The 25,169-nt window shown below is 40.1% G+C and carries 17 protein-coding genes and 1 pseudogene; 14 read left to right on the top strand and 4 right to left on the bottom strand.

The window, feature by feature from the left end; genetic code table 11:
* Positions 1-69: 69 nt before the first annotated feature.
* Positions 70-3,756: a methionine synthase gene (gene metH / locus ACT4_RS09125; RefSeq protein ID WP_007481585.1), complete on the bottom strand. Its 3,687-nt coding sequence runs from the start codon at positions 3,754-3,756 to the stop codon at positions 70-72.
* A 436-nt stretch (positions 3,757-4,192) separates the two neighbouring features.
* Between metH and ACT4_RS09120 the strand changes: the two genes are divergently transcribed.
* Complete coding sequence (locus ACT4_RS09120) at positions 4,193-5,821, top strand: inorganic phosphate transporter (protein ID WP_004878432.1); 1,629 nt, start codon at positions 4,193-4,195, stop codon at positions 5,819-5,821.
* A gap of 613 nt (positions 5,822-6,434) precedes the next feature.
* On the opposite strand, the pseudogene ACT4_RS09115 reads toward ACT4_RS09120, so the two are convergent.
* Positions 6,435-7,405 (bottom strand): annotated as a pseudogene (locus ACT4_RS09115) (Tim44 domain-containing protein).
* A gap of 356 nt (positions 7,406-7,761) precedes the next feature.
* Positions 7,762-9,156: a DNA repair protein RadA gene (gene radA, locus ACT4_RS09110; RefSeq protein WP_007481580.1), complete on the bottom strand. Its 1,395-nt coding sequence runs from the start codon at positions 9,154-9,156 to the stop codon at positions 7,762-7,764.
* Positions 9,157-9,510: 354 nt separating this feature from the next.
* Between radA and ACT4_RS09105 the strand changes: the two genes are divergently transcribed.
* The 7 genes from ACT4_RS09105 (at position 9,511) to ACT4_RS09075 (ending at position 16,818) form a co-directional block, all read left to right on the top strand.
* Complete coding sequence (locus ACT4_RS09105) at positions 9,511-11,010, top strand: sodium:alanine symporter family protein (RefSeq protein ID WP_007481578.1); 1,500 nt, start codon at positions 9,511-9,513, stop codon at positions 11,008-11,010.
* A 302-nt stretch (positions 11,011-11,312) separates the two neighbouring features.
* Positions 11,313-12,725 (top strand): amino acid permease, encoded by a 1,413-nt coding sequence (locus ACT4_RS09100; protein WP_007481574.1) that lies wholly within the window; start codon positions 11,313-11,315, stop codon positions 12,723-12,725.
* Between the two features lie 118 nt (positions 12,726-12,843).
* Entirely contained in the window at positions 12,844-13,068 is a 225-nt protein-coding gene (locus tag ACT4_RS09095; RefSeq protein ID WP_007481573.1) for a lipoprotein, read from the top strand.
* Between the two features lie 22 nt (positions 13,069-13,090).
* A complete protein-coding gene (gene lysA, locus ACT4_RS09090) occupies positions 13,091-14,341 on the top strand; it encodes a diaminopimelate decarboxylase (RefSeq protein ID WP_007481571.1) in 1,251 nt (416 codons plus the stop codon).
* A gap of 6 nt (positions 14,342-14,347) precedes the next feature.
* Positions 14,348-15,202, top strand: coding sequence for a diaminopimelate epimerase (dapF, locus tag ACT4_RS09085; protein ID WP_007481569.1), 855 nt, complete (start codon positions 14,348-14,350; stop codon positions 15,200-15,202).
* A 76-nt stretch (positions 15,203-15,278) separates the two neighbouring features.
* Positions 15,279-16,202 (top strand): ADP-ribosylglycohydrolase family protein, encoded by a 924-nt coding sequence (locus tag ACT4_RS09080; protein ID WP_007481567.1) that lies wholly within the window; start codon positions 15,279-15,281, stop codon positions 16,200-16,202.
* A gap of 4 nt (positions 16,203-16,206) precedes the next feature.
* Positions 16,207-16,818 (top strand): alpha/beta fold hydrolase, encoded by a 612-nt coding sequence (locus tag ACT4_RS09075; protein WP_034604871.1) that lies wholly within the window; start codon positions 16,207-16,209, stop codon positions 16,816-16,818.
* A 33-nt stretch (positions 16,819-16,851) separates the two neighbouring features.
* On the opposite strand, the gene ACT4_RS09070 is transcribed toward ACT4_RS09075, so the two are convergent.
* The gene (locus ACT4_RS09070; protein ID WP_007481563.1) at positions 16,852-17,463 is read right to left on the bottom strand and encodes a LysE family translocator; all 612 of its coding nucleotides are present in this window, start codon (positions 17,461-17,463) and stop codon (positions 16,852-16,854) included.
* A 160-nt stretch (positions 17,464-17,623) separates the two neighbouring features.
* On the opposite strand from ACT4_RS09070, the gene xerA reads away from it, so the two are divergent.
* From xerA to gyrA, 6 genes are all read left to right on the top strand, one after another.
* Positions 17,624-18,517 (top strand): site-specific tyrosine recombinase/integron integrase, encoded by an 894-nt coding sequence (gene xerA / locus ACT4_RS09065; RefSeq protein WP_034604846.1) that lies wholly within the window; start codon positions 17,624-17,626, stop codon positions 18,515-18,517.
* The gene (locus ACT4_RS09060; RefSeq protein ID WP_007481559.1) at positions 18,507-19,085 is read left to right on the top strand and encodes an HD domain-containing protein; all 579 of its coding nucleotides are present in this window, start codon (positions 18,507-18,509) and stop codon (positions 19,083-19,085) included. The genes xerA and ACT4_RS09060 overlap by 11 nt, the downstream gene beginning before the upstream one ends.
* Positions 19,086-19,555: 470 nt before the next feature.
* Positions 19,556-20,305 carry an electron transfer flavoprotein subunit beta/FixA family protein gene (locus ACT4_RS09055; RefSeq protein ID WP_004878445.1) on the top strand — a complete coding sequence of 250 codons (750 nt, stop codon included), beginning with the start codon at positions 19,556-19,558 and terminating at the stop codon, positions 20,303-20,305.
* Positions 20,306-20,317: 12 nt separating this feature from the next.
* Complete coding sequence (locus ACT4_RS09050) at positions 20,318-21,253, top strand: FAD-binding protein (protein WP_004878446.1); 936 nt, start codon at positions 20,318-20,320, stop codon at positions 21,251-21,253.
* Positions 21,254-21,439: 186 nt separating this feature from the next.
* On the top strand, positions 21,440-22,075 hold the full coding sequence (locus ACT4_RS09045) for a hypothetical protein (protein WP_007481556.1): 636 nt from the start codon (positions 21,440-21,442) through the stop codon (positions 22,073-22,075).
* Between the two features lie 352 nt (positions 22,076-22,427).
* Positions 22,428-25,160: a DNA gyrase subunit A gene (gene gyrA, locus ACT4_RS09040; RefSeq protein ID WP_007481554.1), complete on the top strand. Its 2,733-nt coding sequence runs from the start codon at positions 22,428-22,430 to the stop codon at positions 25,158-25,160.
* The last annotated feature ends 9 nt before the right edge of the window (positions 25,161-25,169 follow it).

Raw genomic sequence — 25,169 nt, 5'->3', positions numbered from 1 at the left:
GAGCGGTCATGTAATTTATTAGATACGTGAAAGTCCCCCTTTGCCAAAGGGGGATTTAGGGGGATTCAATTAACCAATCGAATCATCTAAATTCGGTGCTAACCAGCGCTTCGCTTCATCGAGTGTCCAGCCTTTACGCTTTGCATAATCCTCAAGCTGATCTTGAGAGATTTTGCCGACATTAAAGTATTCACTTTGAGGGTGTGAATAATAGAAACCACTTACAGAAGATGGCGGCATCATGGCAAAGTGTTCAGTCAACTTCGTACCAATCTTCGCTTCTGAACCTAACCAATCAAACAACACCGCTTTTTCAGAATGCTCCGGGCAAGCAGGATAGCCTGGCGCAGGACGAATACCGACATACTTCTCTTTGATCAGTTCTTCATTACTCAAAGTTTCATCTGCTTTATAGCCCCAGAACTCTTTACGAATACGTTCATGTAAATGCTCAGCAAATGCTTCTGCAAAACGATCCGCTAAAGACTGAATCAGAATCGCTGAATAGTCATCACCTTTGGCTTTATATTCATCAGCAAGTTCTTCTGCACCGAAGATCGACACAGTGAAACCACCAAGGTAATCAGTATTGTCTTTAGAGGTACTGATAAAGTCCGCTAAAGATAAATTTGGTTTACCTGTGACTTTGTCAGATTGCTGACGAATATGTTCGAATGTATGCGTAACATTTTGACCAGTTGCATCGAACACGCTGACGGTATCCGCAGCTGTACGTTGCGCAGGGTATAAACCAAATACAGCACGAGCATCGAAACGATGATTCTCAATAATGTCTTTCAACATCTCTTGCGCTTGGTTATACAAATCAGTGGCTGCTTCACCGACCACTTCATCTGTCAGAATTTTCGGGAATTTACCTGCCAAGCTCCAAGAAATAAAGAATGGTGTCCAGTCAAAGTACTCAACCAATGTCGCCAATGGATAATTGGTAATCACTTGCGTACCTAAAGTATTTGGAATCGGTGGAACATAGTTATCATCCACCTTGAAACCATTTTCAATCGATTCGGCATAGCTAAGTTTTGCTGCTTTCGGTTGTTTATTGGCTAAGCGTTCACGAATTTTGGCATATTCAGCACGGTGTTCTGCAATAAAGTTACCGCGCATTTCTTTAGAAAGTAGGGTGGTTGCCACACCGACTGCACGAGACGCATCCGCCACATAAATCACAGCATCATTTTGGTATTGTGGATCAATTTTCACTGCGGTATGCGCTTTAGAAGTCGTCGCACCACCAATCAATAATGGAATATCAAAGCCTTTACGTTGCATTTCTTTAGCAACAAACACCATTTCATCTAAAGAAGGGGTGATCAGACCAGACAAACCGATGATGTCACATTTTTCATCAATCGCAGTTTGTAGTATTTTTTCACATGGCACCATCACGCCAAGGTCAACGATGTCATAACCATTACAACCAAGCACTACACCTACGATATTTTTACCGATATCGTGTACGTCACCTTTAACAGTTGCCATCAACACTTTACCTTTAGATTGGCTACCTGTTTTTTCCGCTTCGATATACGGGTTGAGCCAAGCGACGGCTTGTTTCATCACGCGTGCAGATTTCACTACTTGCGGTAGGAACATTTTGCCCGAACCGAATAAGTCACCGACTACGTTCATACCATCCATCAATGCACCTTCGATGACATCAAGTGGACGTTTGGCTTTTAAACGCGCTTCTTCAGTATCTTCATCAATATACGTGGTAATCCCTTTAACCAATGCATATTCAAGACGTTTTTCAACGGATTCATTTCGCCATTCAAGATTTTCAGCTTCTTTCGCTGCACCACCATGACCACGGAACTTCTCTGCAACTTCGAGAAGTTTTTCTGTTGCATCGTTACCGCTTTCACCTTGATTTTGATTCAGGATAACGTCTTCAACAGCATCTTTGAGTTCTTTTGGAATATCGTCATAAATCGCCATTTGACCTGCGTTCACAATCCCCATGGTCATGCCTTGTTTGATGGCATAGTACAGGAACACAGAGTGAATCGCTTCACGCACAGGTTCATTACCACGGAAAGAGAACGAGACGTTAGAAACACCACCTGAAATCATGGCATGAGGTAGATTCTGTTTGATCCAGCCTGTTGCCTCAATAAAGTCGACACCGTAGTTATTGTGTTCTTCGATCCCTGTTGCAACAGCAAATACGTTCGGGTCAAAAATAATATCTTCAGCAGGGAAGCCAACGTCATTGACCAATACATCATAAGAACGTTTACAGATTTCACGTTTGCGTGCAGCAGTATCGGCCTGACCTGTTTCATCAAAGGCCATGACAATGATTGCAGCACCGTATTGGCGGCATAAACGCGCTTTTTCGACAAACTCGTCATAACCTTCTTTAAGGGAAATAGAGTTGACAACGGGTTTACCTTGTACACACTTTAAGCCTGCTTCAATGATTTCCCATTTTGATGAGTCAATCATGATCGGCACACGAGAAATATCAGGCTCAGATGCAACGAGATTCAAGAAATGTACCATCGCATTTTGCGAGTCGAGCATCCCTTCATCCATGTTGATGTCGATGATCTGTGCACCCGCTTCAACTTGTTGTTGTGCAACTTCTAATGCTTCGGCAAAGTTTTCTTCACGGATCAATCGTAAGAATTTTTTAGAACCTGTGACGTTTGTACGTTCGCCCACGTTGACGAATAATGAATTTTCATCAATGTTAAAAGGTTCTAAACCACTTAAACGACAAGCAGGAATAGTTTCAGGTACTTGGCGTGGCGGAATGTCTTTAACTGCATTATAAATAGCACGGATATGATCAGGAGTTGTACCACAACAACCCCCCGTGATATTGATCAGTCCACTTTCCGCAAATTCTTTAATGAATGCTGCGGTCTGTTCAGGCGTTTCGTCATACTCACCAAAGGCATTTGGCAAGCCCGCATTTGGATGGGCAGAAACAAAAGTATCAGCAACATCAGCAATGGTTTTAACATGCGGACGCATTGCGTCTGCACCCAACGCACAGTTAAAGCCGATTGAAAGTAGATCACCATGACGAACTGAGTTCCAGAACGCTTCTGCGGTTTGACCTGTTAATGTACGACCAGAAGCATCTGTAATCGTCCCTGAAATCATTAATGGCAATTCATAACCAATTTGCTTAAATACTTCTTTAACGGCAAAGATCGCTGCTTTACAGTTTAATGTATCGAATACAGTTTCGATCAAAATGATGTCAGCACCACCCTCGATCAATGCATGTGCTGCTTCGATATAGTTCTCTTTTAATTCATCGAAAGTAATATTACGGTAAGCAGGGTCATTCACATTCGGTGAAATCGAACAGGTACGTGATGTTGGACCAAGTACACCTGCTACAAAACGCGGTTTATCTGGAGTTGAATATTTGTCACAGGCTGCACGCGCTAAACGTGCTGCTTCACGGTTGATCTCTGGTACGAGGTCTTCCATGTGATAGTCAGACATTGAAACACGTGTGCCGTTAAAGCTGTTGGTTTCAATAATGTCAGCGCCAGCATCAAGATAAGCTTCGTGAATGCCTTGAATAATTTGTGGTTGTGTTAAAACTAATAAGTCGTTATTGCCTTTTAGGTCTGATGCCCAATCTGCAAAGCGATCACCACGATAATCTTCTTCTTCTAGTTTATGGCGTTGAATCATAGTCCCCATTGCACCATCAATAATTAAGATGCGTTGGGCGAGAAGGGATTGTAGGGTGGCAAGCGTGGACATAAAGAACCCCAGTACATAACAAATTGAAAAAGCAGGCGCATTGTAACAGAAGCGAAGCCAAAGCGCGTATTTTCATCAAAAAGGAGAGGTGATTGCTAAGTTCAATTTGAAAATGTCATAAAAGCTTCATCAGGCTGTAACAATTGAGTTGAATAATGCTTAAAAAGAAAACGCATGAATGAAATATGACAAGCTGTTGTCATATTTATTTGCGTTTGTTGCAAAATCAGACAAACAGTTTTTACGGTGTTTGTCTTTTTCTATCTATATGTTTTTATTTAAATAAGTAAAAATTCAGGGCTGAATTATCGCAAAAAACGGCAAGAAAATGTATTAAAAACATGAAATTTTGGCTTTATGTGACAGTGCTTTGTCATATAATTGTCATAATTTAATTAAACAATACAGGGGATTTTATTATCCTCTAGCCGTCTACATGAATTCAAATCTTCCTCCTGTTTCGGATTCACCGCTTGCCGACTCTTCGGCACAATCGACGAATGTACATGTACCAACACCAAAATTCTTTATGCCGGTGTTCCTGACGATCATTGTCGCGACATTGATTTACATTGGTTTTCAGGTAAGTGCAGATTTGGCACACGTGCCACCTTTGAGTTTATATTCCGTTATTCTTTTATCGACGGCTCTTTTCATTGCTTTAGGCTTTGAATTTGTAAATGGTTTCCACGATACAGCGAATGCTGTAGCTACGGTTATTTATACCAATGCTTTGCCTGCTCCAGTGGCAGTCATGTGGGCTGGCTTCTGTAACTTCTTGGGAGTTATGGTTGCAAGTGGTGCAGTGGCATACGGTATTATCGCGTTACTTCCTGTAGAAATGATCATGAATGTCGGCAGTGGTGCTGGCTTTGCTATGGTCTTTGCTTTGCTTATCGCTGCGATTCTATGGAATCTTGGAACATGGTTTTTAGGAATTCCTGCGTCTAGCTCGCATACTTTGATTGGTTCAATCTTAGGTGTGGGTATCATGAACCACTTTTTAAATGCATCGACTGGTGCAACGAGTGGGATTGATATTGATCAAGTGATTAAAGTCGGTAAGGCTTTATTGTTCTCTCCTTTAATTGGTTTTGCTTTTGCTGCGATCCTATTCTTACTAGTAAAGAAAATCTTTAAGCGTCAAATGGAGTTATTCCAACCGCCAGTTGGTAATAAGCCACCACCACCATTGATTCGTGCGATCTTAATTTTCACTTGTACTGGTGTAAGTTTTGCGCATGGTTCAAATGATGGTCAGAAGGGCATGGGTTTAATCATGTTAATTTTGATCGGTTTGGTTCCATTGGCTTATTCTTTAAATAAGAACCTTGATGCACATCATTTACAGTCATTTGAACAGCTTTCAGTTCAGACAGCAACCGTTTTGAATGTTAATCAAAATGAGCTATCTGATGAAAAAGCCCGTGATGTATTGACGAAATATATCCAAACTAAAGAACAAACGGCTGAAGTTGTACCAGCACTAGCAAGTATGACAATGCATTTAGGTGAGCGTGTGGCAACTTATGGTGATCTTAAAGCGATTCCTGAAGGTGCTGTTAGTGAAATCCGTAATGACATGTATTTAAGCACAACAACATTCAAGCGCTTAGATAAAGCTGAAGCTTTACCAGCGATGGATAAAGACCAAGAGAAAGTTGTTAAAGAATACCGCAGTAATTTGGACTCATTCCTACAATACATTCCTAACTGGGTAAAAGTTGCAGTAGCACTTGCTCTGGGTTTAGGGACGATGGTGGGTTGGAAGCGTATTGTTGTGACTGTTGGTGAGCGTATTGGTAAAAACCATATGACTTATGGCCAAGGGATGTCTGCTGAACTTGTTGCGATGAGCACTATTGCTGCCGCGGATGGTTTAGGGATGCCTGTTTCTACAACTCACGTATTGAACAGTGCGGTTGCAGGTACAATGGTTGCTAACAAGTCAGGTCTAAACTTTGCGACTGTGAAAACAATTCTTTCAGCATGGATCTTTACATTGCCTGCTACGATTGCATTATCAGGCGGTCTATATTGGTTGTTCTTACAGTTTGTGTCTTGATAGATCAACACAAATATAAAATCGTTTCTTTAAAAGCTTTGCTTCGGCAAAGCTTTTTTTATGTCCATCATAGATGAGTTCAGTTACTTAATTAGATGTAGAGATAAAATTAAAGTATAGCTCATAAAATTGAGCGAATATCAGGTTCTGAATCTTTTAATCAACGTTAAAGTATGTAGCAACTGATCATATTATTTATAAGTGTTTTAATATCTTATTCTGTGATGAGTTGAGCAAAATAAGCGGGTGAAAAATAGGGTTTATTCCCCAAACGGGGAATGTTTTTCTACAAAATTATCTACTAGTATTAATTTGCCTATGTATTAAGTTTCTCTTCATAAAGTAGCTAAATTTGATTTACACTCCGCCATTCTCAGAAGTCGAGAGTGGCTTTTTTTGGTTTTTAATAGAGATAATGTTATTTTTGCTATTACTGCTTTATAACTTGGCTCAATTAGCATGGTTAAATTTCGCAAGTCATGCGTTGTATCATCTAAAGAGTCTATTCTGTCGAAATGAGAGTTGAATAGCTCGCAATCTGAAATACCAACAGGCCCTAAATTGAGCAATAAAAAAGAGCTGACGGATCAGCTCTTTTTTATTTTTTCAAGCTTTAAGCTTGCTGAATACCAGCAACAACCCAATCTTGTTGTGAGCCAGCAGGTTTTACAAAATGCCAGATCTCAGTAAACGGTTGCGGTAAGCTATTTAAATCTTCACTTACTGTACCCGTAAAGCGAACACTTACAACGTATTGACCGTTTTCTGTCGTGCTTTCAACAACCATTGCATTTAAATTACTAAATTCAGCTACATCTTGGTCTTGGTTTGCCACGATGTCACTGTACATTGAGTTATAAAGTTCAGGTGTTAAATAACGACGAATTTCTTCAACATTGCTTGCGCTATTTACGGATTGGATATGATTGAAACGTTGGCGTGCGATACGTAAGAATGCAGCAGGCTCAGTGCCATCTGGTAGCTGATTTCCGCTATTCATAGATGCGGCACCGAAAGGCGCTTGTGTTGCAGCACTACCAGCGACGGATTGACCAAAGATATTGGTGTTATCGCCAGATTGACGAGCTGTTGATTGAGGTGAGCTAGGGCGGCCAAAATTGTTTTGACCGCTGTTGTTTGGAGCGTATGGGTTATTGGCTGCTAATTTTTTTTTGCGCCTAATTTGCGGAATACAAAGAAAGCGATAGCAGCTGCAAGAAGAACCCAAAGCCAGCTAGGAATGCCGCCTTTTTCTTCTTGTTGAGCTTGTTCAGCAGATTGTTGTTCTGTTGCAGTTGGATTTTTATCATCAGCAAGCGCATTTGCAGCAACAGCACCTACAGCAGCACCTGCCACACCAGCAGCAACCATTGAACCTACACCAGGACCAGACTTTTGTGGAGTAGTTGTTTGTTGTTGAGTCGGAGTCGCTTGACGAGGTTGTTGGTACGACTGGCTAGTTGAGCTAGAACGGCTCATACCATGACTTTTACCGCCACCTGCACGTTTTGCTTCTGCAATAGGTGCTGCAACCAAAGTCGCCATTAATAAAGCTGCCATCAAGCCACGCTGATGTACTTGCATCGAAAATTCCTATTTAAATCCAATTTGTCAGTGTATTTATGCAGGCATTTGTCAGTAATTTCAACTAGAAAAATATGTTTTTTTATTAAGGATTTATTTAGCTCATATTTATGGTTGTTCTAATATTATAGTCTATTGATAATAAACAGTAAGTTTGAGCTAATTTATTATTTTAAATAGAGTAATTATAGCAGAGTGAGATTTAAGCCAATAATTTTAAATAGGAGCTATAAAGGATAAAATCACAATAGATTTTATTTTAAAATATAGAAAACAGCTTTCTACGCTTTACATTAAAAATCAGACCTATTGAAATTTTATCCAATCATACAATTGATCAAGCAATATTGCTTAAATCAATAGCTGAGCTCATCACTTAACTGCATTGCTTCAGTTAGTGCTTCATGCAAACGTGCAACAGAAATGATCTGAACTCCCTCAATTGATTTTTGAGGCGCGTTGCCTCTAGGGAGAATCACATATTTAAAGCCATGCTTTGCTGCTTCTTTTAAACGTTCTTGCCCATTCGGTACGGGACGGATCTCTCCTGATAATCCCACTTCACCAAAAACAGCTAATTGTTGTGGTAATGCTTTACCGCGAAGACTAGAGGCACATGCGAGCAAGACCGCGAGATCGGAGCCTGTTTCAGTGATTTTTAAACCACCGACGACATTGACGTAAACATCTTGTCCAGAGGTTTGTACGCCACCATGACGATGCATTACAGCGAGCAGCATATTGAGACGATTTTGTTCTAAGCCAAGTGCAACACGTCGAGGTTGTCCATGAGCATCATCTACCAAAGCTTGTACTTCAACCAATAATGGACGCGTACCTTCGCGGCTAATCATGACGATTGAACCCGGAATCGCTTCATCATATCGACTGAGGAAAATAGCAGAAGGATTAGCAACCTCGCGGAGACCTTTATCGGTCATACCGAATACGCCCAGTTCATTGACTGCACCAAAACGATTTTTTACTGCACGAATCATGCGATATCGCGAGTCAGATTGCCCCTCAAAATACAACACACAGTCAACCATATGTTCGAGTACGCGAGGACCTGCTAAAGCGCCTTCTTTAGTGACGTGTCCAACGATGAATAGTGCTGTTCCGCTATTTTTCGCGAAGCGTGTGAGTAGGGCTGCTGATTCACGGATTTGAGAAACACCACCCGGAGCCGACTGCAAGGTTTCTGTGTATAAGGTTTGAATCGAATCTAAAATAGCAACGGCAGGTCGTTCATGTGCTAATACTTCACAAATGCGTTCAACACAGGTTTCTGCCATGACCTTGAGTTGATCTGTCGGTAAGTCTAAACGTTGTGCGCGAAGGGCAACTTGGGAAAGAGATTCCTCGCCTGTAACATAGAGTGCAGAACTCTTTGCCGCTGCCATGTGCGTTGCTGTTTGCAATAAAATTGTAGACTTTCCAATACCCGGATCACCACCGATCAGCACAACAGAGCCTGTGACTAATCCACCACCGAGTACGCGATCAAATTCGCCAATACCTGTTGCAAGACGTGTTTCGTGTGAAACCGAAACTTGATTTAATGTTGTAATGCTTGCTGCTTGACCAGCATAGCCACCGCCCAATTTAGTTTGACCGCGATGCGTCACAACGGGTTCAATACGTACTTCTACGAGACTATTCCACTCGCCACATTCAGTGCATTGCCCAGCCCATTTTGGATGATCTGCACCACATTGTTCACAGCGGTAAACTGTTTTAACTTTTGCCATATTTTAAATTGAAAATTTTCTATAAATTAGTTAAAAAGTATAGTAATTACGAAAACGATGCGTCGAGTCCATTTTTCTGAATAAGGAATAAAGAAAAAGGGCGTTTTTCGTAACTCATTGGTTAAAGGGAAGTGCTCAGAAAAATAACATGATATAAGACTTTTACAAGTAAGATACAGTGTGTTTTTGAGTCAAAATATTCGTTCAATTCACTTTTACCATGGAAGGTCTGCGAGCAGTTGTTCAATTCTTGTCATATAGCGCAGGTTGAATGGCATAGATATTGCTCCTGCTCAGACAAATGAAAATATATCATTTGCTATATTTTCAAATTATATAAAAAGGTTGATGTTTATGAGTGCAGCAGAAATTGTTGATTGGGTAAATGGAGTTATTTGGAGCAAAGCTCTAATCTATTTATGTTTAGGTGCAGGTTTATTTTTCTCGGTTTTAACGCGATTTGTCCAAGTCCGACAGATCAAAGAAATGATGAAGCTTCTGATAAATGGATCTTCATCAGCACAAGGTATTTCATCGTTTCAGGCACTGGCAGTTTCGCTTTCAGGACGTGTGGGTGTAGGTAATATTGCTGGGGTTGCCGCAGCAATTGGTTTTGGTGGTCCGGGCGCTGTATTTTGGATGTGGGTTGTTGCCTTTTTAGGTGCGAGTACAGCTTATGTCGAATCAACCTTAGGTCAAATTTATAAAGTTGAGTATCAAGGTCAGTATCGTGGTGGGCCTGCGTTCTATTTCGATAAAGGTTTGGGACAACGTTGGTTAGGTATTCTCTTCGCCATCGCTGCAATTATCTCTTGTGGTTTATTCCTACCGGGTATCCAAGCAAATGCAGTTGGTAATGCCTTTACTCAGATTACGGGTGAGGGTGCAGTCGTATTTGCTGGGATTGGTGCTTATAAATTATTAGCACTGGTTGTTATTGTGACACTGTTAGCCATCATTATTTTTGGTGGTATTAAACGTATCGCACGTTTCGCAGAGTTTGTAGTTCCGTTCATGGCAGTTGGCTATATCTTGATGGCGCTTGTGATTGTGTTTATGAACATTCATGAACTTCCTGGTGTAATCAAAATGATCTTTGCCGATGCATTCTCTCCAATGGCGGGTATTGGTGCTGCAATTGGTTGGGGTGTAAAACGTGGTGTTTACTCAAACGAAGCGGGTCAGGGTACTGGTCCACATGCAGCCGCAGCCGCTGAAGTTCAACATCCTGCACAACAAGGTTTTGTCCAAGCATTCTCTGTATATGTTGATACCTTATTTGTATGTTCAGCAACAGCATTTATGATCCTCATTACGGGTATGTATAACGTACAAGGGACTTTAGAAGCTGGAAGCTTTATTGTACAAAACGTAGGCGCAACGATTGAGATTGGTTCTCCTGCATTCACTCAAATGGCTGTAAGCACTGTATTCGGTGGTTTTGGTCAAATCTTTGTTGCATTAGCGGTATTCTTCTTTGCGTTCACAACAATCGTTGCGTATTACTACATTGCTGAAACCAACATTACTTATCTCAGCTATATCATGAAGATGCCATCACTGATGTTTATCACGAAGTGTTTCATCATGATTGCAGTGATTTATGGTGTTATTAGTGCAACTGGTTATATCTGGGGTATTGGTGATATCGGCGTAGGTTTAATGGCTTGGATTAATATCATTGGTATTATCTTGACCTATTTCATCTGGAAGCCAACCATGAAAGCATTGAAAGACTATGAACAACAGCAGAAAGCTGGCGTAAAAGAGTTCACTTTCGATCCAGTGAAATTAGGTATCCGTAATGCAACTTACTGGGAAGAGCGTTTAAAGAAACAACAAAAGAATGACTAAATATTTAAGGATTCGTTCAGCAAAACTTAAAAAAGCAGCCATATAGGCTGCTTTTTTATTGTCAATATTCGGATTTTCTAAAAACTGCTGTGTCAAAAAAGTGCATTGTATTGCTCCATTCTTGTGCGTATTATCGATGCCCATTGTATCTCCCATGAAATATTGAGTAATACACACAAAGAATTGGTTAGCTAGAAGCCTATCAAGAATACTTAGCAGAAAAGATGCCTATAAATGGTGCAAGAGTATTTGGGGTTGGCTCTGAGCTAGCTCACTAAGAATACTGGAGCGGTTTTGTAAAAATGTCGAATCAAAATCTGAGTGAGTCTGTAGAACAAGACGGACTTCACCGTAGCTTATCCAATCGACATCTACAGTTGATTGCGATTGGCGGAGCAATCGGAACGGGATTGTTTATGGGGTCAGGTAAAACAATTAGTTTAGCTGGTCCATCTATTCTGTTTATTTACATGATGATTGGTTTGATGGTGTTCTTCGTAATGCGTGCATTAGGAGAATTATTATTATCCAACTTAAATTATAAATCCTTCATCGACTTATCTACTGATTTAATTGGGCCTTGGGCTGGTTATTTTGTGGGTTGGACCTACTGGCTTTGTTGGGTCACGATTGGTATTGCAGATTTATCCGCAATTATTTATTACCTTGAGTTTTTCAATGGTGGTGAATCTTTTGGTGCAGCAGAAGGATTATTGATTAGTACGGTTGCCATTCTATTCGTACTTGGTTTGAACCTTGTCACTGTCAAATTATTCGGTGAGATGGAGTTTTGGTTTGCGATGGTCAAAATCACAGCAATTATTGTATTAATTGCTGTGGGCTTATGGATGATCTTTACAGGTTTTACTAATAATTTAGGAACAACGGCAAGTGTCAGTAATTTGTGGACACATGGTGGTTTATTCCCTAAAGGATTGGATGGTTTCTTAGCTGGTTTCCAGATCGCAATTTTCGCCTTTGTTGGGGTGGAGTTGGTGGGTACAACGGCAGCTGAAACACAAGATCCGAAACGAAATCTTCCTAAAGCAATTAACTCGATTCCAATTCGTATCATTATTTTTTATGTGTTGGCCTTGTTCGTTGTCATGTGTGTAACGCCTTGGGACCAAATCAATCCGAAAGTTAGCCCCTTTGTAAATATCTTCTCTCAAGCGGGTATTGCTTCAGCGGCAATTATTATGAACTTGGTGGTGTTGTCTTCGGTAATGTCATCGATGAATAGTGGCGTATTTTCTACAAGTCGCATGTTGTTTGGCTTGTCTGTAGATCGTCAAGCACCAAAATTATTCGGTAAGTTGTCTAAATCTGCTGTACCAGCCAAAGCGTTGATTTTCTCATCAATCTGTATCTTCATCGGTGCATTCGTACAATTTGTCTATAAGTTGAAAACGGGAACAAATGATGAAGTCACAGCATTTACCTTAGCGACGACTTTATCAACGATTCTGTTTATATGTGTTTGGATGATTATTATGTGGAGTTATATTAACTACCGTAAGAATCGCCCTGAGCTTCATGCACAATCGACATTTAAGCTTCCAGGTGGAATTGCAACCTGTTGGGTTGTGATCGTATTTTTCCTTGCAACGATTTATTTCCTTGCTTTGGATGAGACCACTTTAGAGGCGTTAAAAGTCAGTCCCATTTGGTTTGTAGTATTGATCATTGGTTATTTCTTTGCGAAAAAGAAATAGGCAGAAACATTCGATAAGAAAAAAACGCCAGCATAAGTTGGCGTTTTTTTATGTTTGGTCTTTAGCCAATCCTATGATCACGCTATACTGCTGCGAATTGTAAAAGTTAGGTGCTCAGATGCTTAAAGTCATTTGTTCGATCAGTTTATTACTGAGCAGTGTCGTGTTAACAGCATGTGGTCAATCAGGTGCATTGCAATTACCATCTGATCCAAATCATGACAAACGTGCCAAATATCTGCTTTATAAAAATGAAGCATCTCAAAGTAAAGTTTCATCTGATGTAATTACAGAAGATCAGAACACAGCTTCGACGACTCAATCACAGACAATCTCACCTTAAGTTTGTAAATAAGGACATCTTCATGGGTTTCACTCGCATTAATGGAGTATTGCATGCTGAGCAATGTTCATTAGATCAGCTCGCACAGCAATTTGGCACACCTTTATATGTTTATTCAAAAGCAACTTTGGAGAAGCATTATTTAGATATGCATCGTGCTTTTGATTTCATTGATCATCAAATCTGTTTTGCGGTGAAGTCAAACTCAAACTTAGCTGTTCTGAATGTTTTAGCAAAATTAGGCGCTGGTTTTGACATCGTTACAGGTGGTGAGCTAGCTCGTGTACTTGCGGCTGGCGGTGATCCTGCAAAAATTGTCTTTTCTGGTTTGGGTAAATCAGAATCAGATATTGAAAATGCATTAAATGTTGGTATTGCTTGTTTCAATGTGGAGTCGCATGCCGAGCTTGATCGTATTCAAAAAGTTGCGGCAAAGCTAGGTAAAAAAGCGCCGATTTCTTTGCGTGTGAATCCCGATGTTGATGCAAAAACACATCCCTATATTTCGACTGGTTTGAAAGAAAATAAGTTTGGTATTCCGAGTGATACGGTAGATCAAACCTATCAATATGCTGCATCTTTGCCAAATTTAGTTATTGTCGGAATTGATTGTCATATCGGTTCACAATTAACAGAAACAAAGCCCTTTGTGGATGCGCTTGATCGTGTTGTCGTGATGATTGAGCAGTTAAAAAAATTAGGTATCAATCTCAAACACATTGATATCGGTGGTGGCTTGGGTGTTCGTTATAAAGATGAAACGCCGCCTACCGTTGCAGAATATGCAAACTCGATGCGTCCAGTATTAGAACAACTCGGTTTAAAAGTTTATATGGAACCGGGACGTAGTATTTCTGCCAATGCAGGTGCATTACTTACCAAGGTAGATTTATTAAAACCGACCAATCATCGTAACTTTGCTATTATTGATGCCGCGATGAATGACTTGATTCGTCCATCTTTATATGAAGCTTGGATGGATATTCAATCAGTTAACCCAAATCCTGAAGTTGAAACAAAGATGTGGGACTTAGTTGGTGCAATCTGTGAGACTGGGGATTTCTTGGGTAAAGCGCGTGATTTAGCACTACAAGAAAATGATGTCCTAGCAGTATTAGGTGCAGGTGCTTACGGTTTTGTGATGAGCTCAAATTATAATACGCGTGGTCGTGCTGCTGAGATTATGGTCAGCGGAGATCAAGCCTATTTAATTCGTGAGCGTGAAACAATAGAATCTCTTTGGGAAAAAGAGCGTTTATTGCCTGAGGAGTAAATTGAGATGTATTTAGAATTTACCAAAATGCATGGTCTGGGCAATGACTTTATGGTCGTTGACCTTGTTACCCAACGAGCTTATTTAGACACGGTCACGATTCAGCGTTTGGCTGATCGTCACTTCGGCGTTGGTTTTGACCAACTGCTGATTGTTGAGCCGCCTGATTTACCTGATGTTGACTTTAAATATCGTATCTTTAACGCGGATGGTTCTGAAGTCGAGCAATGTGGTAACGGCGTGCGTTGTTTTGCGCGTTTTGTACATGAGCGTCAACTGACGACGAAAACAAAAATCCGCGTACAAACTAAGGCTGGCATTGTTGAACCTGAATTAGGTGCAAATGGATGGGTTCGTGTGAATATGGGCTATCCAAAGTTCTTGCCACAAGAAATTCCTTTTGTTGCGGAAGAAAATGAAGATGCTGAAGGTTTGTATTCATTGGCTTTAGCTGAAGAGAGGAGCATTAACATAGATGTCGTGAATATGGGAAACCCCCATGCGGTGACGATTGTTTCTGATGTACTGACTGCTGATGTTGCCAAAATTGGTCCGCAAGTTGAGTCTCATGTTCGTTTTCCTAAACGTGTTAACGCTGGATTTATGCAAATCTTGAATGAAAAACAAGTGCGACTCCGTGTATTTGAGCGTGGCGTTGGTGAAACATTGGCCTGTGGTACAGGTGCTTGCGCAGCAGCAGTCAGTGGTATGCGCCGTGGTTTGCTAGCAAATGAAGTTGAAGTTCAGCTTGCAGGTGGTAAGTTACATATCGCTTGGCGTGAAGGTGATGTGGTCTGGATGACAGGTCCAACCACGCATGTTTATGATGCCCGTTTGGATTTAAGATATTTCCAAGGCTAAATTAGGCTGATTGTAGGTAAAAAGTCTGACATTGGGCTTTTTACCTTTTATTTTTACAATAATAAAATGAGAGAAAATGAAAAATAAGATTCGTGGTGCTATTTATGGTTTATTAATCGGTGATGCGGTTGGTGTGCCTTATGAGTTTAATCTACCTGAACAGCTACCACATATTGTTGATATTGATATGATTCCGCCTAAAAATTTTAGTCGAACCTATCCTGATATTCCAATTGGCACATGGTCAGATGATGGTGCACAAGCTTTGTGTTTATTGGCATCTTTACTTCATTGTCAAAAGTTAGACCCTGTTGATTTAATGAATCGCATCGCGAATTGGTATCAGTTTGGATATATGGCTCCTGATTATCATGTATTTGATGTAGGCGTGCAGACAGCCACAGCCATTCGGCAATATTTACAAGGCACGCCAATTATGCAAGTCGCCATTGATGATGAACATGCGAACGGCAATGGAGCATTGATGAGGGTTCTACCATTAGCGTTGTGGCATCAAGGGACAGATGAGGCATTAATCTTAGCTGCCTATTTACAATCTCATATTACCCATGCGCATCTACGCTCAAAAGTATGTTGTGGTTTATATTGTTTATGGGCGAGGTATATTTTAAAAGGGATGACGATTAATACAGCGTGGTCACATGCTGTGACTATCTTAAGAGGATATTGTGGAAATCGACCTGATGAATTGGAACAATTAGAATTTTTTATCCGCCCTGATGATTTAGAGAAGGGAACGGGAAGTGGTTATGTTGTGGATTGCCTCAAATCAGCTTATTTAGCCTTACAAGAGTCAAGCTACCAAGCTGTGATAAAAAAAGCAATTTCTTTGGGGCGTGATACGGATACAACAGCATGTGTGGCTGGTGGATTGGCAGGACTTGCTTTTGGGTATGAGGATATTCCTCCTGCATGGTTACAGCAGTTAAGAGCCAAGGAAATGGTTGAGCCTTTGCTTACACAATTGATAGATGGTTGATGAGATGAACTTAGTCTTTCTTGCAGGCGCATCAGGCAATACACAATTTTGGAATCCTCTGATCGAACAGTTTCCTAATAGTTATACAAAGCAAGTGGTTGCTTATCCTGGTTTTCATGGGGTGGAAACAAACCCAGACATTCACAGTTTTGCAGATCTGAGCAATTATGTGGTTGAACAAATTCAGCAACCTTCTATTCTTATTGCCCAATCCATGGGTGGGATCTTTGCCATAGCTGCGGCATTGCAAAAATCAGATTTGGTGAAGGGTTTGGTATTGATTGCTACTTCAGGTGGAATTAATTTAGACCAATTTCAAGTTCAAGACTGGCGACAAGGCTATCAAGCCGAATACTTGCAATATCCAGATTGGTTTGTAACAGCAAATATAGCCTACGAAAATTCATTAACTGATGTTGATATAAAAACCTTACTCATTTGGGGAGATCAAGATTTCATTAGCCCTGTTCCAGTTGGACAATATCTTAATCGTATTCTGAAAAACTCAACGTTATATATAGTCAAAAATGGTGATCATCAACTTGCAGAGAAATATGCAAATGAAGTTAGCCTGCAAATTAAGCATTATTTAGAGGAATTATCGCTATCAAACTGAAAAAAGCGTACCAACATAAAGTGGTACACTTTTTTATCTTTTGCTTAATGCGAGTTTTAAAGCAAATAAAACAAAAATGCTGCCTGTTATACGATCCATGTATTGAATAAATTTAGGTCGTTTTAAATAACTAGAGACCGACTGCATTGCTGCAATTAAAAAAACAGACCAAATAAATCCTAATATGACATGGATAGAGACAAGACCCATGGTCCAAATTACTGGAGAAGAGGATGGGGGAATGAATTGTGGAAGAAATGAAATATAAAAAATACCAACTTTGGGATTTAATAAATTTCCCCAAAACCCTCGCATGAACCAATTTTGAGTTACTGCTGTTTCATTGATATTTGCAAGTTGAGTACGTGGTTTTAAAATAAGATTGAGACCTAACCAAGCAAGATAAATTGCTCCAGCCCACTTCAATACATTGAACGCAAGATCAGACGTCATCAACAGCGCACCTAAACCACAGGCCACAATAATACCCCATGCGACACAACCTAAATTTATTCCTAAAGCGGCTTGAAAAGCTTTCGCTCGACCTTCCAGTGTTGCTGTTCGGATAATCAATGTTGTATCCAATCCAGGCGTGATGGTAAGTACCGTGATTGCAATCAAATATGGAATAAGTATCGTTGACATTTTGGGGGCGCTCAGTAAAGCTTGAATTCGATTGTATTACATCAATAATGATTCTTGGAGTGCTGTTAGCGCTATTTAGGAAATATTTGTTAGACTTTAATAATAGGTGATTCAGGTCAGAATGGAGAGCGAATTGGAAGTCCCAGAAAAACTGCTGTCCATGTGGTTAAAAGAACGAATTATTCAAAATCAGTCTGAACATACGATTTCAGCATATCAACGTGATCTAACTGACTTTTTTAAATTTTGTGAAAATAAGCAATTAAATTTGCAAGATGTTGAAGCTTCAGACTTGAGGGAGTATTTGGCGGCGCGTGTTGAGCGTGACCAATTGAGTTCAAGCAGTTTACAACGTCATTTAACCTCTATTCGTCAGTTTATGAAGTGGGCAGAGCAAGGTCAGTATTTAGCACAAAATCCATCAGAAGACTTTAAGTTAAAACGCCAGCCAAGACCTTTACCGGGACTAATTGATATCGAAACGGTTCATCAAATATTAGATCAGGCTTTGCCTGAAAAACCGATAGAGCAGCAACTTTGGGCAAGAGATAAGGCGATATTGGAATTATTGTATTCCAGTGGTCTGCGTTTGGCTGAGTTGCAAGGATTAACCGTTAAGGATATTGATTTCAATAGACAGCTTTTACGGATCACAGGTAAAGGAAATAAAACGAGAATAGTTCCCTTCGGTTCCCCAGCAAAACAAAGCTTGATTGATTGGTTGAAGGTTTATCGTATTTGGCAAGGTAACTTCACTGCTGAATCAGCGGTTTTTATTTCTCAACGGGGTCATGCATTAACGCCTCGGCAGATTGAAAATCGAGTTAAGCTGCAAGCGCAACGCGCTGGTGTAAATATCGATTTACATCCACATTTATTAAGACATTGTTTTGCTAGTCATATGCTGTCAGCTAGTGGAGACTTACGTTCAGTGCAAGAAATGTTGGGACATAGCAATTTATCGACCACGCAAATTTATACACATGTCGACTTTGATCAGTTGGCAAAAGTATATGATCAGACACATCCACGGGCGCAAAAGAATGAACATTAAGAAACAGCCGCAATTATTAGATCAAGTTGAATTTAGGCAATGTTGTGAATTAATTGATGAGATTTTGCAAGATTATCGAGCAGTTATAAATCAAAGCTATCAAGGTTATTTAAATCACTGTAAGCGTGTGGCGGCATGTTGTTTGATGTTAAGTAAGGATGACAGTAACGAAACACTGTGTAAAATTGCGATTGCTGCGGCTTTTCATGATATTGGTATATGGACTGCACACACTATTGATTATATCGAACCTTCGGTTGAGGAAATGCGGCAATATCTTGTATCAAATGAGTTGTTAATGTGGGAAAAAGAAATCACATTCATGATTACTGAGCATCATAAGGTCACTAAGGCTGAATGTTCTGAATATCATTTAGTTGAAAAATTTCGACGGGCTGATTATGCCGATTTCACACTTGGGTTAGTTCGATCAAATATTCCATTGAGTGAATTTGATAAATTGACAAGAGAATTCCCAAATAATGGTTTTCATAAGACCTTAATTTATTTGGGAATAAAACGTCTATTGCAAAAACCATGGAGCCCACTACCGATGTTTAAATGGTAGTTAGAACTTATGATTGTGCTTTAGATAAACTTTGAACGATACATTATGTTTCAAATGCGGTTGATTAATAATCAGCTGTATACACACTTTATCGTTAGAGAATGTTTAATTCGTGTTCTTACTTTTTTGCCAAGTTTTGGTAAAATGAAAAATGTGTTAAAGCATAAGTCAAACTGATTAATTTGGGTTTTAAGCATTAAAGCAATTTTGTGTTTTTTAGATCATTGAATTTATTAAAATATTAAATAAATCAAAGCATAATAATTTTAATTTAATTGTTCTGAATTGCGTTTATCAAACTCAACTTTTATTTAGTGAACTGAGCATTTCATCTTTTTTACAAGCATAGCGGAAATTCTGACTTGACCGAAATGCCAAATACATTGCAAGATAGGGCACCTAAAAAGTTTCAATCGAAGAGTTAGAATACTCTTCACTACATTTACTTGCTTAGAACAGCCGAGGATTACATGAAGGCTCTTGTTGCTGTAAAACGTGTGGTTGATGCCAACGTTAAAGTTCGTGTTAAGCCGGACAATAGTGGGGTTGACCTTACCAACGTTAAGATGTCAATTAACCCATTCTGTGAAATCGCAGTGGAAGAAGCGGTTCGCTTAAAAGAAAAAGGAACGGTTTCAGAAATCGTTGTTGTTTCAGTGGGTTCTAAAGACGCGCAAGAACAAATTCGTTCTGCAATGGCTTTAGGTGCTGACCGTGGTATTTTAGTTGAAACTGCAGATGAAGTTGGCGCTTTAGAAGTTGCTAAGATTCTTAAAGGCGTTGTTGATGCTGAAAAACCAGAACTTATTCTTCTTGGTAAACAAGCAATCGATGATGACTCTAACCAAGTAGGTCAAATGCTTGGTGCTTTACTTGGTGCAGGTCAAGGTACTTTCGCATCTGAAGTTAAAGTTGATGGCGGTAAAGTTCAAGTTACTCGTGAAATCGACGGTGGTTTACAAACTGTTGAGCTTGCACTTCCTGCAATCATCACAACTGACTTACGTTTGAATGAACCACGTTATGCTGCTCTTCCAAACATCATGAAAGCTCGTAAGAAGCCTCTTGATACTAAAACTCCAGCTGATTACGGCGTTGCAACAGGCACTAAGCTTAAAACTGTTAAAGTTGAAGCACCTGCTGAACGTAAAGCTGGCGTACAAGTGAAGTCTGTAGACGAGCTTGTTGAAAAATTGAAAAATGAAGCGAAAGTGATCTAAGGGAGTAAAATCATGAGTATTTTAGTTATCGCAGATCACAACAACCAAGCTTTGAATGGTGCAACTTTAAACGTTGTTGCAGCAGCTCAAAAAATTGGTGGTGACATTACTGTATTAGTTGCTGGTTCTGGCGCTCAAGCAGTTGCTGACGCTGCTGCTAAAGTTGCTGGTGTGAGCAAAGTATTGCTTGCTGACAATGCTGCTTATGCAAACCAACTTGCTGAAAACGTTGCTGGCTTAGTTGCTGACATCGCGAAAGGTGGTTACAAATACGTATTAGCTGCTTCTACAACGACTGGTAAGAACCTTCTTCCACGTGTTGCTGCGCTTCTTGACGTAAGCATGATTACAGACATCATTGCTGTAGAATCTGCAAATACGTTTAAGCGTCCTATCTATGCAGGTAACGCGATCGCAACTGTTCAATCTGACGAAGCAATTATCGTTGGTACAGTTCGTGGTACTGCATTTGATGCGGTTGCTGCTGAAGGTGGTTCTGCTGCAGTTGAAGCTGTTGCTGAAGCAAACGATGCTGGTATTTCTAAGTTTGTTAGCGAAGAAATCGTTAAACTTGATCGTCCAGAATTAACTGCTGCTCGTATCGTAGTTTCTGGTGGTCGTGGTGTAGGTTCAGGTGAGAACTACCATAAAGTACTTGACCCATTAGCTGATAAGCTTGGTGCAGCACAAGGTGCTTCACGTGCTGCGGTTGATGCTGGTTTCGTACCAAACGACTTCCAAGTTGGTCAAACTGGTAAAATCGTTGCGCCTGATCTTTACATGGCGATCGGTATCTCTGGTGCGATCCAGCATTTAGCTGGTATGAAAGATTCTAAAGTTATTGTTGCGATCAACAAAGACGAAGAAGCGCCAATCAACAGCGTTGCTGACTACTGGTTAGTTGGTGATTTGAACACTGTTGTACCAGAATTGGTATCTAAACTTTAATTCTTTGAATTAAGTTGAAAAACGCTCCGAAAGGAGCGTTTTTTTATGATTAAAAAAATCTGAATAATATGTATCGCGTCCTAAATTCTATTATCAAATTAAGTTATTGTTTTAATCTTAAAGTGTACTTGTTAGTACACTTTTGCTAAAATTAGCTTTTATCCAATTTGGATAGGTTATCTCCTGATGAAATTTGATATGCGTTTTGATGCTAAGGCGCTATTTTTGCTTAGCTTAGTATTGCTTATTCTCCTGATCTCTATTACAAAAGTTGAGTGGTTGTTGACGTGGAATGTACATTTAATCGAGGATGTACAAGCTTTAATCTTACTTCTATGTGTGCCTTTTACTTGGTTCTATATGAAGCCTAAAAGCTTATCAGATCAAAAGAAATGGTTTTGGATGTGGGCTATCGCATGGTGGTTTATGTTTTTTGGGCGGAGTATCAGTTGGGGGCGTGACTTTTTTCCTGAGGTTGAAAGGATTTACTTTAGAGCCATCTCTGTGGTTGTGATTGCACCAGTCGTATTTATGCTTTTCTCATCGAAATTACGTGCAGAGATTGCGTATAAAGTACGCTTTGTAAGGTTTCCATTTTGGTATTTAATGATAGCAATCGTATCTTTATTTTTCGCCGACTGTGTCGAGCATCATCGTCTTATTGGTTCATGGCTATTGACTGATATAGCGAGCCAAGATGTTGTAGAAGAATTATATGAAACACCATTTATTTTTGCGTTATTTTCTGCTGCTCTTTTCTTTATGCAGCAAGATCGACCAGTTGAGGTTGATATGGCAATGGTGTGTACAGAATCTAACTAAGATTTAAAAAGCCTGCAGCTATTGTTCTAGATTAGTGGGCTTTAAAATCTATATTGCAATCCTAGGAATCATTATTTTTACAAGCCGTTTTGTTTATATTTTAATCAAATTGGGTCTTTAATTATTCGTATCTTTTCCAATCCAATTCAATGTTTTTAACTTGTTAATTCTAATAAACTTTTTATTGTAAAAAATGCTATTTTCCGATTGCTGTACTCCCCGTTTATATGACCTTTATGCTATAATTTTTCGCTGTATTTTTTATTTTTAGTTCCAATTTCTGGGCTAAATTTTTGCAAGATTGAAGACATAAAAACAGATAGAAATTTCTATTTGTACACAAGGAGTATGCATGAGCGTATCGGAAATCAGACCGATTGCCATTGAGGACGAACTCAAGCATTCATATTTAGATTACGCGATGAGCGTAATTGTTTCTCGTGCATTACCAGATGTTAGAGACGGTCTAAAACCTGTTCACCGCCGCGTACTATATGCGATGCATGAATTGGGCAACGATTATAACAAAGCGTACAAAAAGTCTGCTCGTGTTGTCGGGGACGTGATCGGTAAATATCATCCACACGGTGATAGCGCAGTTTATGAAACGATCGTTCGTATGGCGCAAGACTTTAGCTTGCGTTATATGCTTGTTGATGGTCAAGGTAACTTCGGTTCTGTCGATGGGGATAGCGCAGCTGCAATGCGTTACACCGAAGTTCGTATGCAAAAATTAACCCATGAGATTTTAGCTGATCTTGAAAAAGATACGGTTGATTGGGAAGATAACTACGACGGTTCTGAGCGTATTCCTCAAGTGATGCCGACACGTATCCCTAATCTTTTGATTAATGGTACGACAGGTATTGCGGTGGGTATGGCGACCAATATGGCGCCGCACAATATGACCGAAGTTGTGAATGCGTGTTTGGCTTATGCAAATAATCCGAATATTTCTGTAGAAGGTTTGATGGAGCATATTACTGGTCCAGATTTTCCTACAGGCGGTATTATTTACGGTAAATCAGGTATTGTAGATGCTTACCGTACAGGTAAAGGTCGTTTGCATATTCGCGGTAAATATCACTTTGAAGAAGACCAAAAAACAGGTCGTACCACGATTGTCTTTACTGAGATTCCTTATCAAGTCAACAAAGCAAAAACCATTGAGCGTATTGCTGAGTTAGTGAAAGAAAAGAAACTCGAAGGTATTTCTGAGCTTCGTGATGAATCTGATAAAGAGGGTATGCGTATTGCCATCGACTTGAAGCGTGGCGAAAACGCTGAAGTTGCGGTCAATAATTTATTCTTGCATACACAGCTACAAAACTCATTCAGCATCAACATGGTCTGCCTAGACAATGGTCAGCCAAAGTTGATGAACCTAAAAGATATCATTGCGGCATTTATTCGTCACCGCCAAGAGGTTGTGACTCGCCGTACCATGTACGAATTACGTAAGGCTCGTGAACGTGGTCATATCTTAGAAGGTTTAACGGTAGCTTTGGCAAATATCGATGCCATTATTGAAACCATTAAAACATCTGCAAACCCAGCTGAAGCACGTGAGCGTTTGCAAGCGGGTGAGTGGGCTGGCGGTGGTGTTGTTGCATTGCTGGAAAAAGCGGGTGCAATTTCCGTTCGACCTGATGAGATCGAAGGCGAAGATCCTGCACGTCCATTCGGTTTGTCTGGTGATATTTATCGCTTATCACCAACTCAAGTTGGCGCAATCTTAGAATTACGTTTACACCGTTTAACTGGCTTAGAACAAGATAAGTTACACGCAGAATATACTGAGATTTTAGGTCAAATCGCTGAATTAACAGCAATTTTAAATGACTTTAACTTGTTGATGAATGTGATTCGTGAAGAACTTACCTTGATTTTGCAACAATACGGTGATGGTCGTCGTACTGAGATTGTTGAGTCAGGTGTTGATTTCTGCCGCGAAGACTTAATTCCTGAAGAGCAAGTTGTATTGACTGTGTCTCAAACAGGTTATGCAAAAACTCAACCACTTTCTGATTATCAAGCACAACGTCGCGGTGGTCGTGGTAAGTCTGCAACTGCAATGAAAGATGATGACATCATCCAGCATTTAATTGTGGCTTCAAACCATGCAACGGTATTGTGCTTTACCAATGTGGGTAAAGTTTATCGTTTACGTGTGTTTGAAGTACCACAAGCATCTCGCGGTGCGAAAGGTCGTCCAATCATTAATTTACTTCCGCTGGAAGCAAATGAAACCGTAACAGCAATCTTGCCGTTGACGGAGTTCCCAGAGAATCACTATGTATTCATGGCGACTGCCTCAGGTACAGTAAAACGTGTTGAACTCGCGCAATTTAGTAATGTTCGTTCAAATGGTTTACGTGCGATTGAGCTGAATGAGGAAGATACCTTAATTGGTGTGGCGATTACGGATGGTAATCAGCAGATTATGTTGTTCTCGAATGAAGGTAAGGCAATTCGTTTTGCTGAAACTGATGTTCGTGCAATGGGACGTACTGCGAAAGGCGTGCGTGGTATGCGTGTAAGTTTTGCAAGCAATACCATTGAAGCTGAAGATGCGGATGTTGAAAATGATGATAGCGATGACAATGATGATTCATCAGATTCGAATTTAATCAGCCGTATTGTTTCATTGGTAGTTGTGCCAGAAACTGGGGAAGTATTGTGTGCATGTGCTAACGGTTATGGTAAACGTACACCTGTAGATGACTTCCCAACCAAGAAACGTGGTGGTAAAGGTGTCATTGCAATTAAGACAAGTGAGCGTAATGGTGAGCTTGTTGGTGCAGTATCAATTGATGAAACTAAAGAACTCATGCTGATTTCTGATGGTGGTACATTGGTACGTACTCGTGCTGCTGAAGTTGCGACGACTGGACGTAATGCTCAAGGTGTTCGTTTAATCCGTTTAAGTGATGCTGAAACACTTGTCGGTGTTGTATCTATTGAAGCTGTAGAAGATGACGAAGAGTTGGATGCTATAGAGGAATCGGTAGAAAATACTGAAGCCGAAACAGTAACTTCTGAAGAAGTTGTTGCTGAGCCAAAAGATGATGCGCCTGAAGCGTAATCATTGAGG

It is taken from the genome of Acinetobacter sp. NBRC 100985 (assembly GCF_000241225.1).
Lineage (GTDB): Bacteria > Pseudomonadota > Gammaproteobacteria > Pseudomonadales > Moraxellaceae > Acinetobacter > Acinetobacter venetianus.
This window is presented reverse-complemented; position numbering and strand designations above follow the sequence as displayed.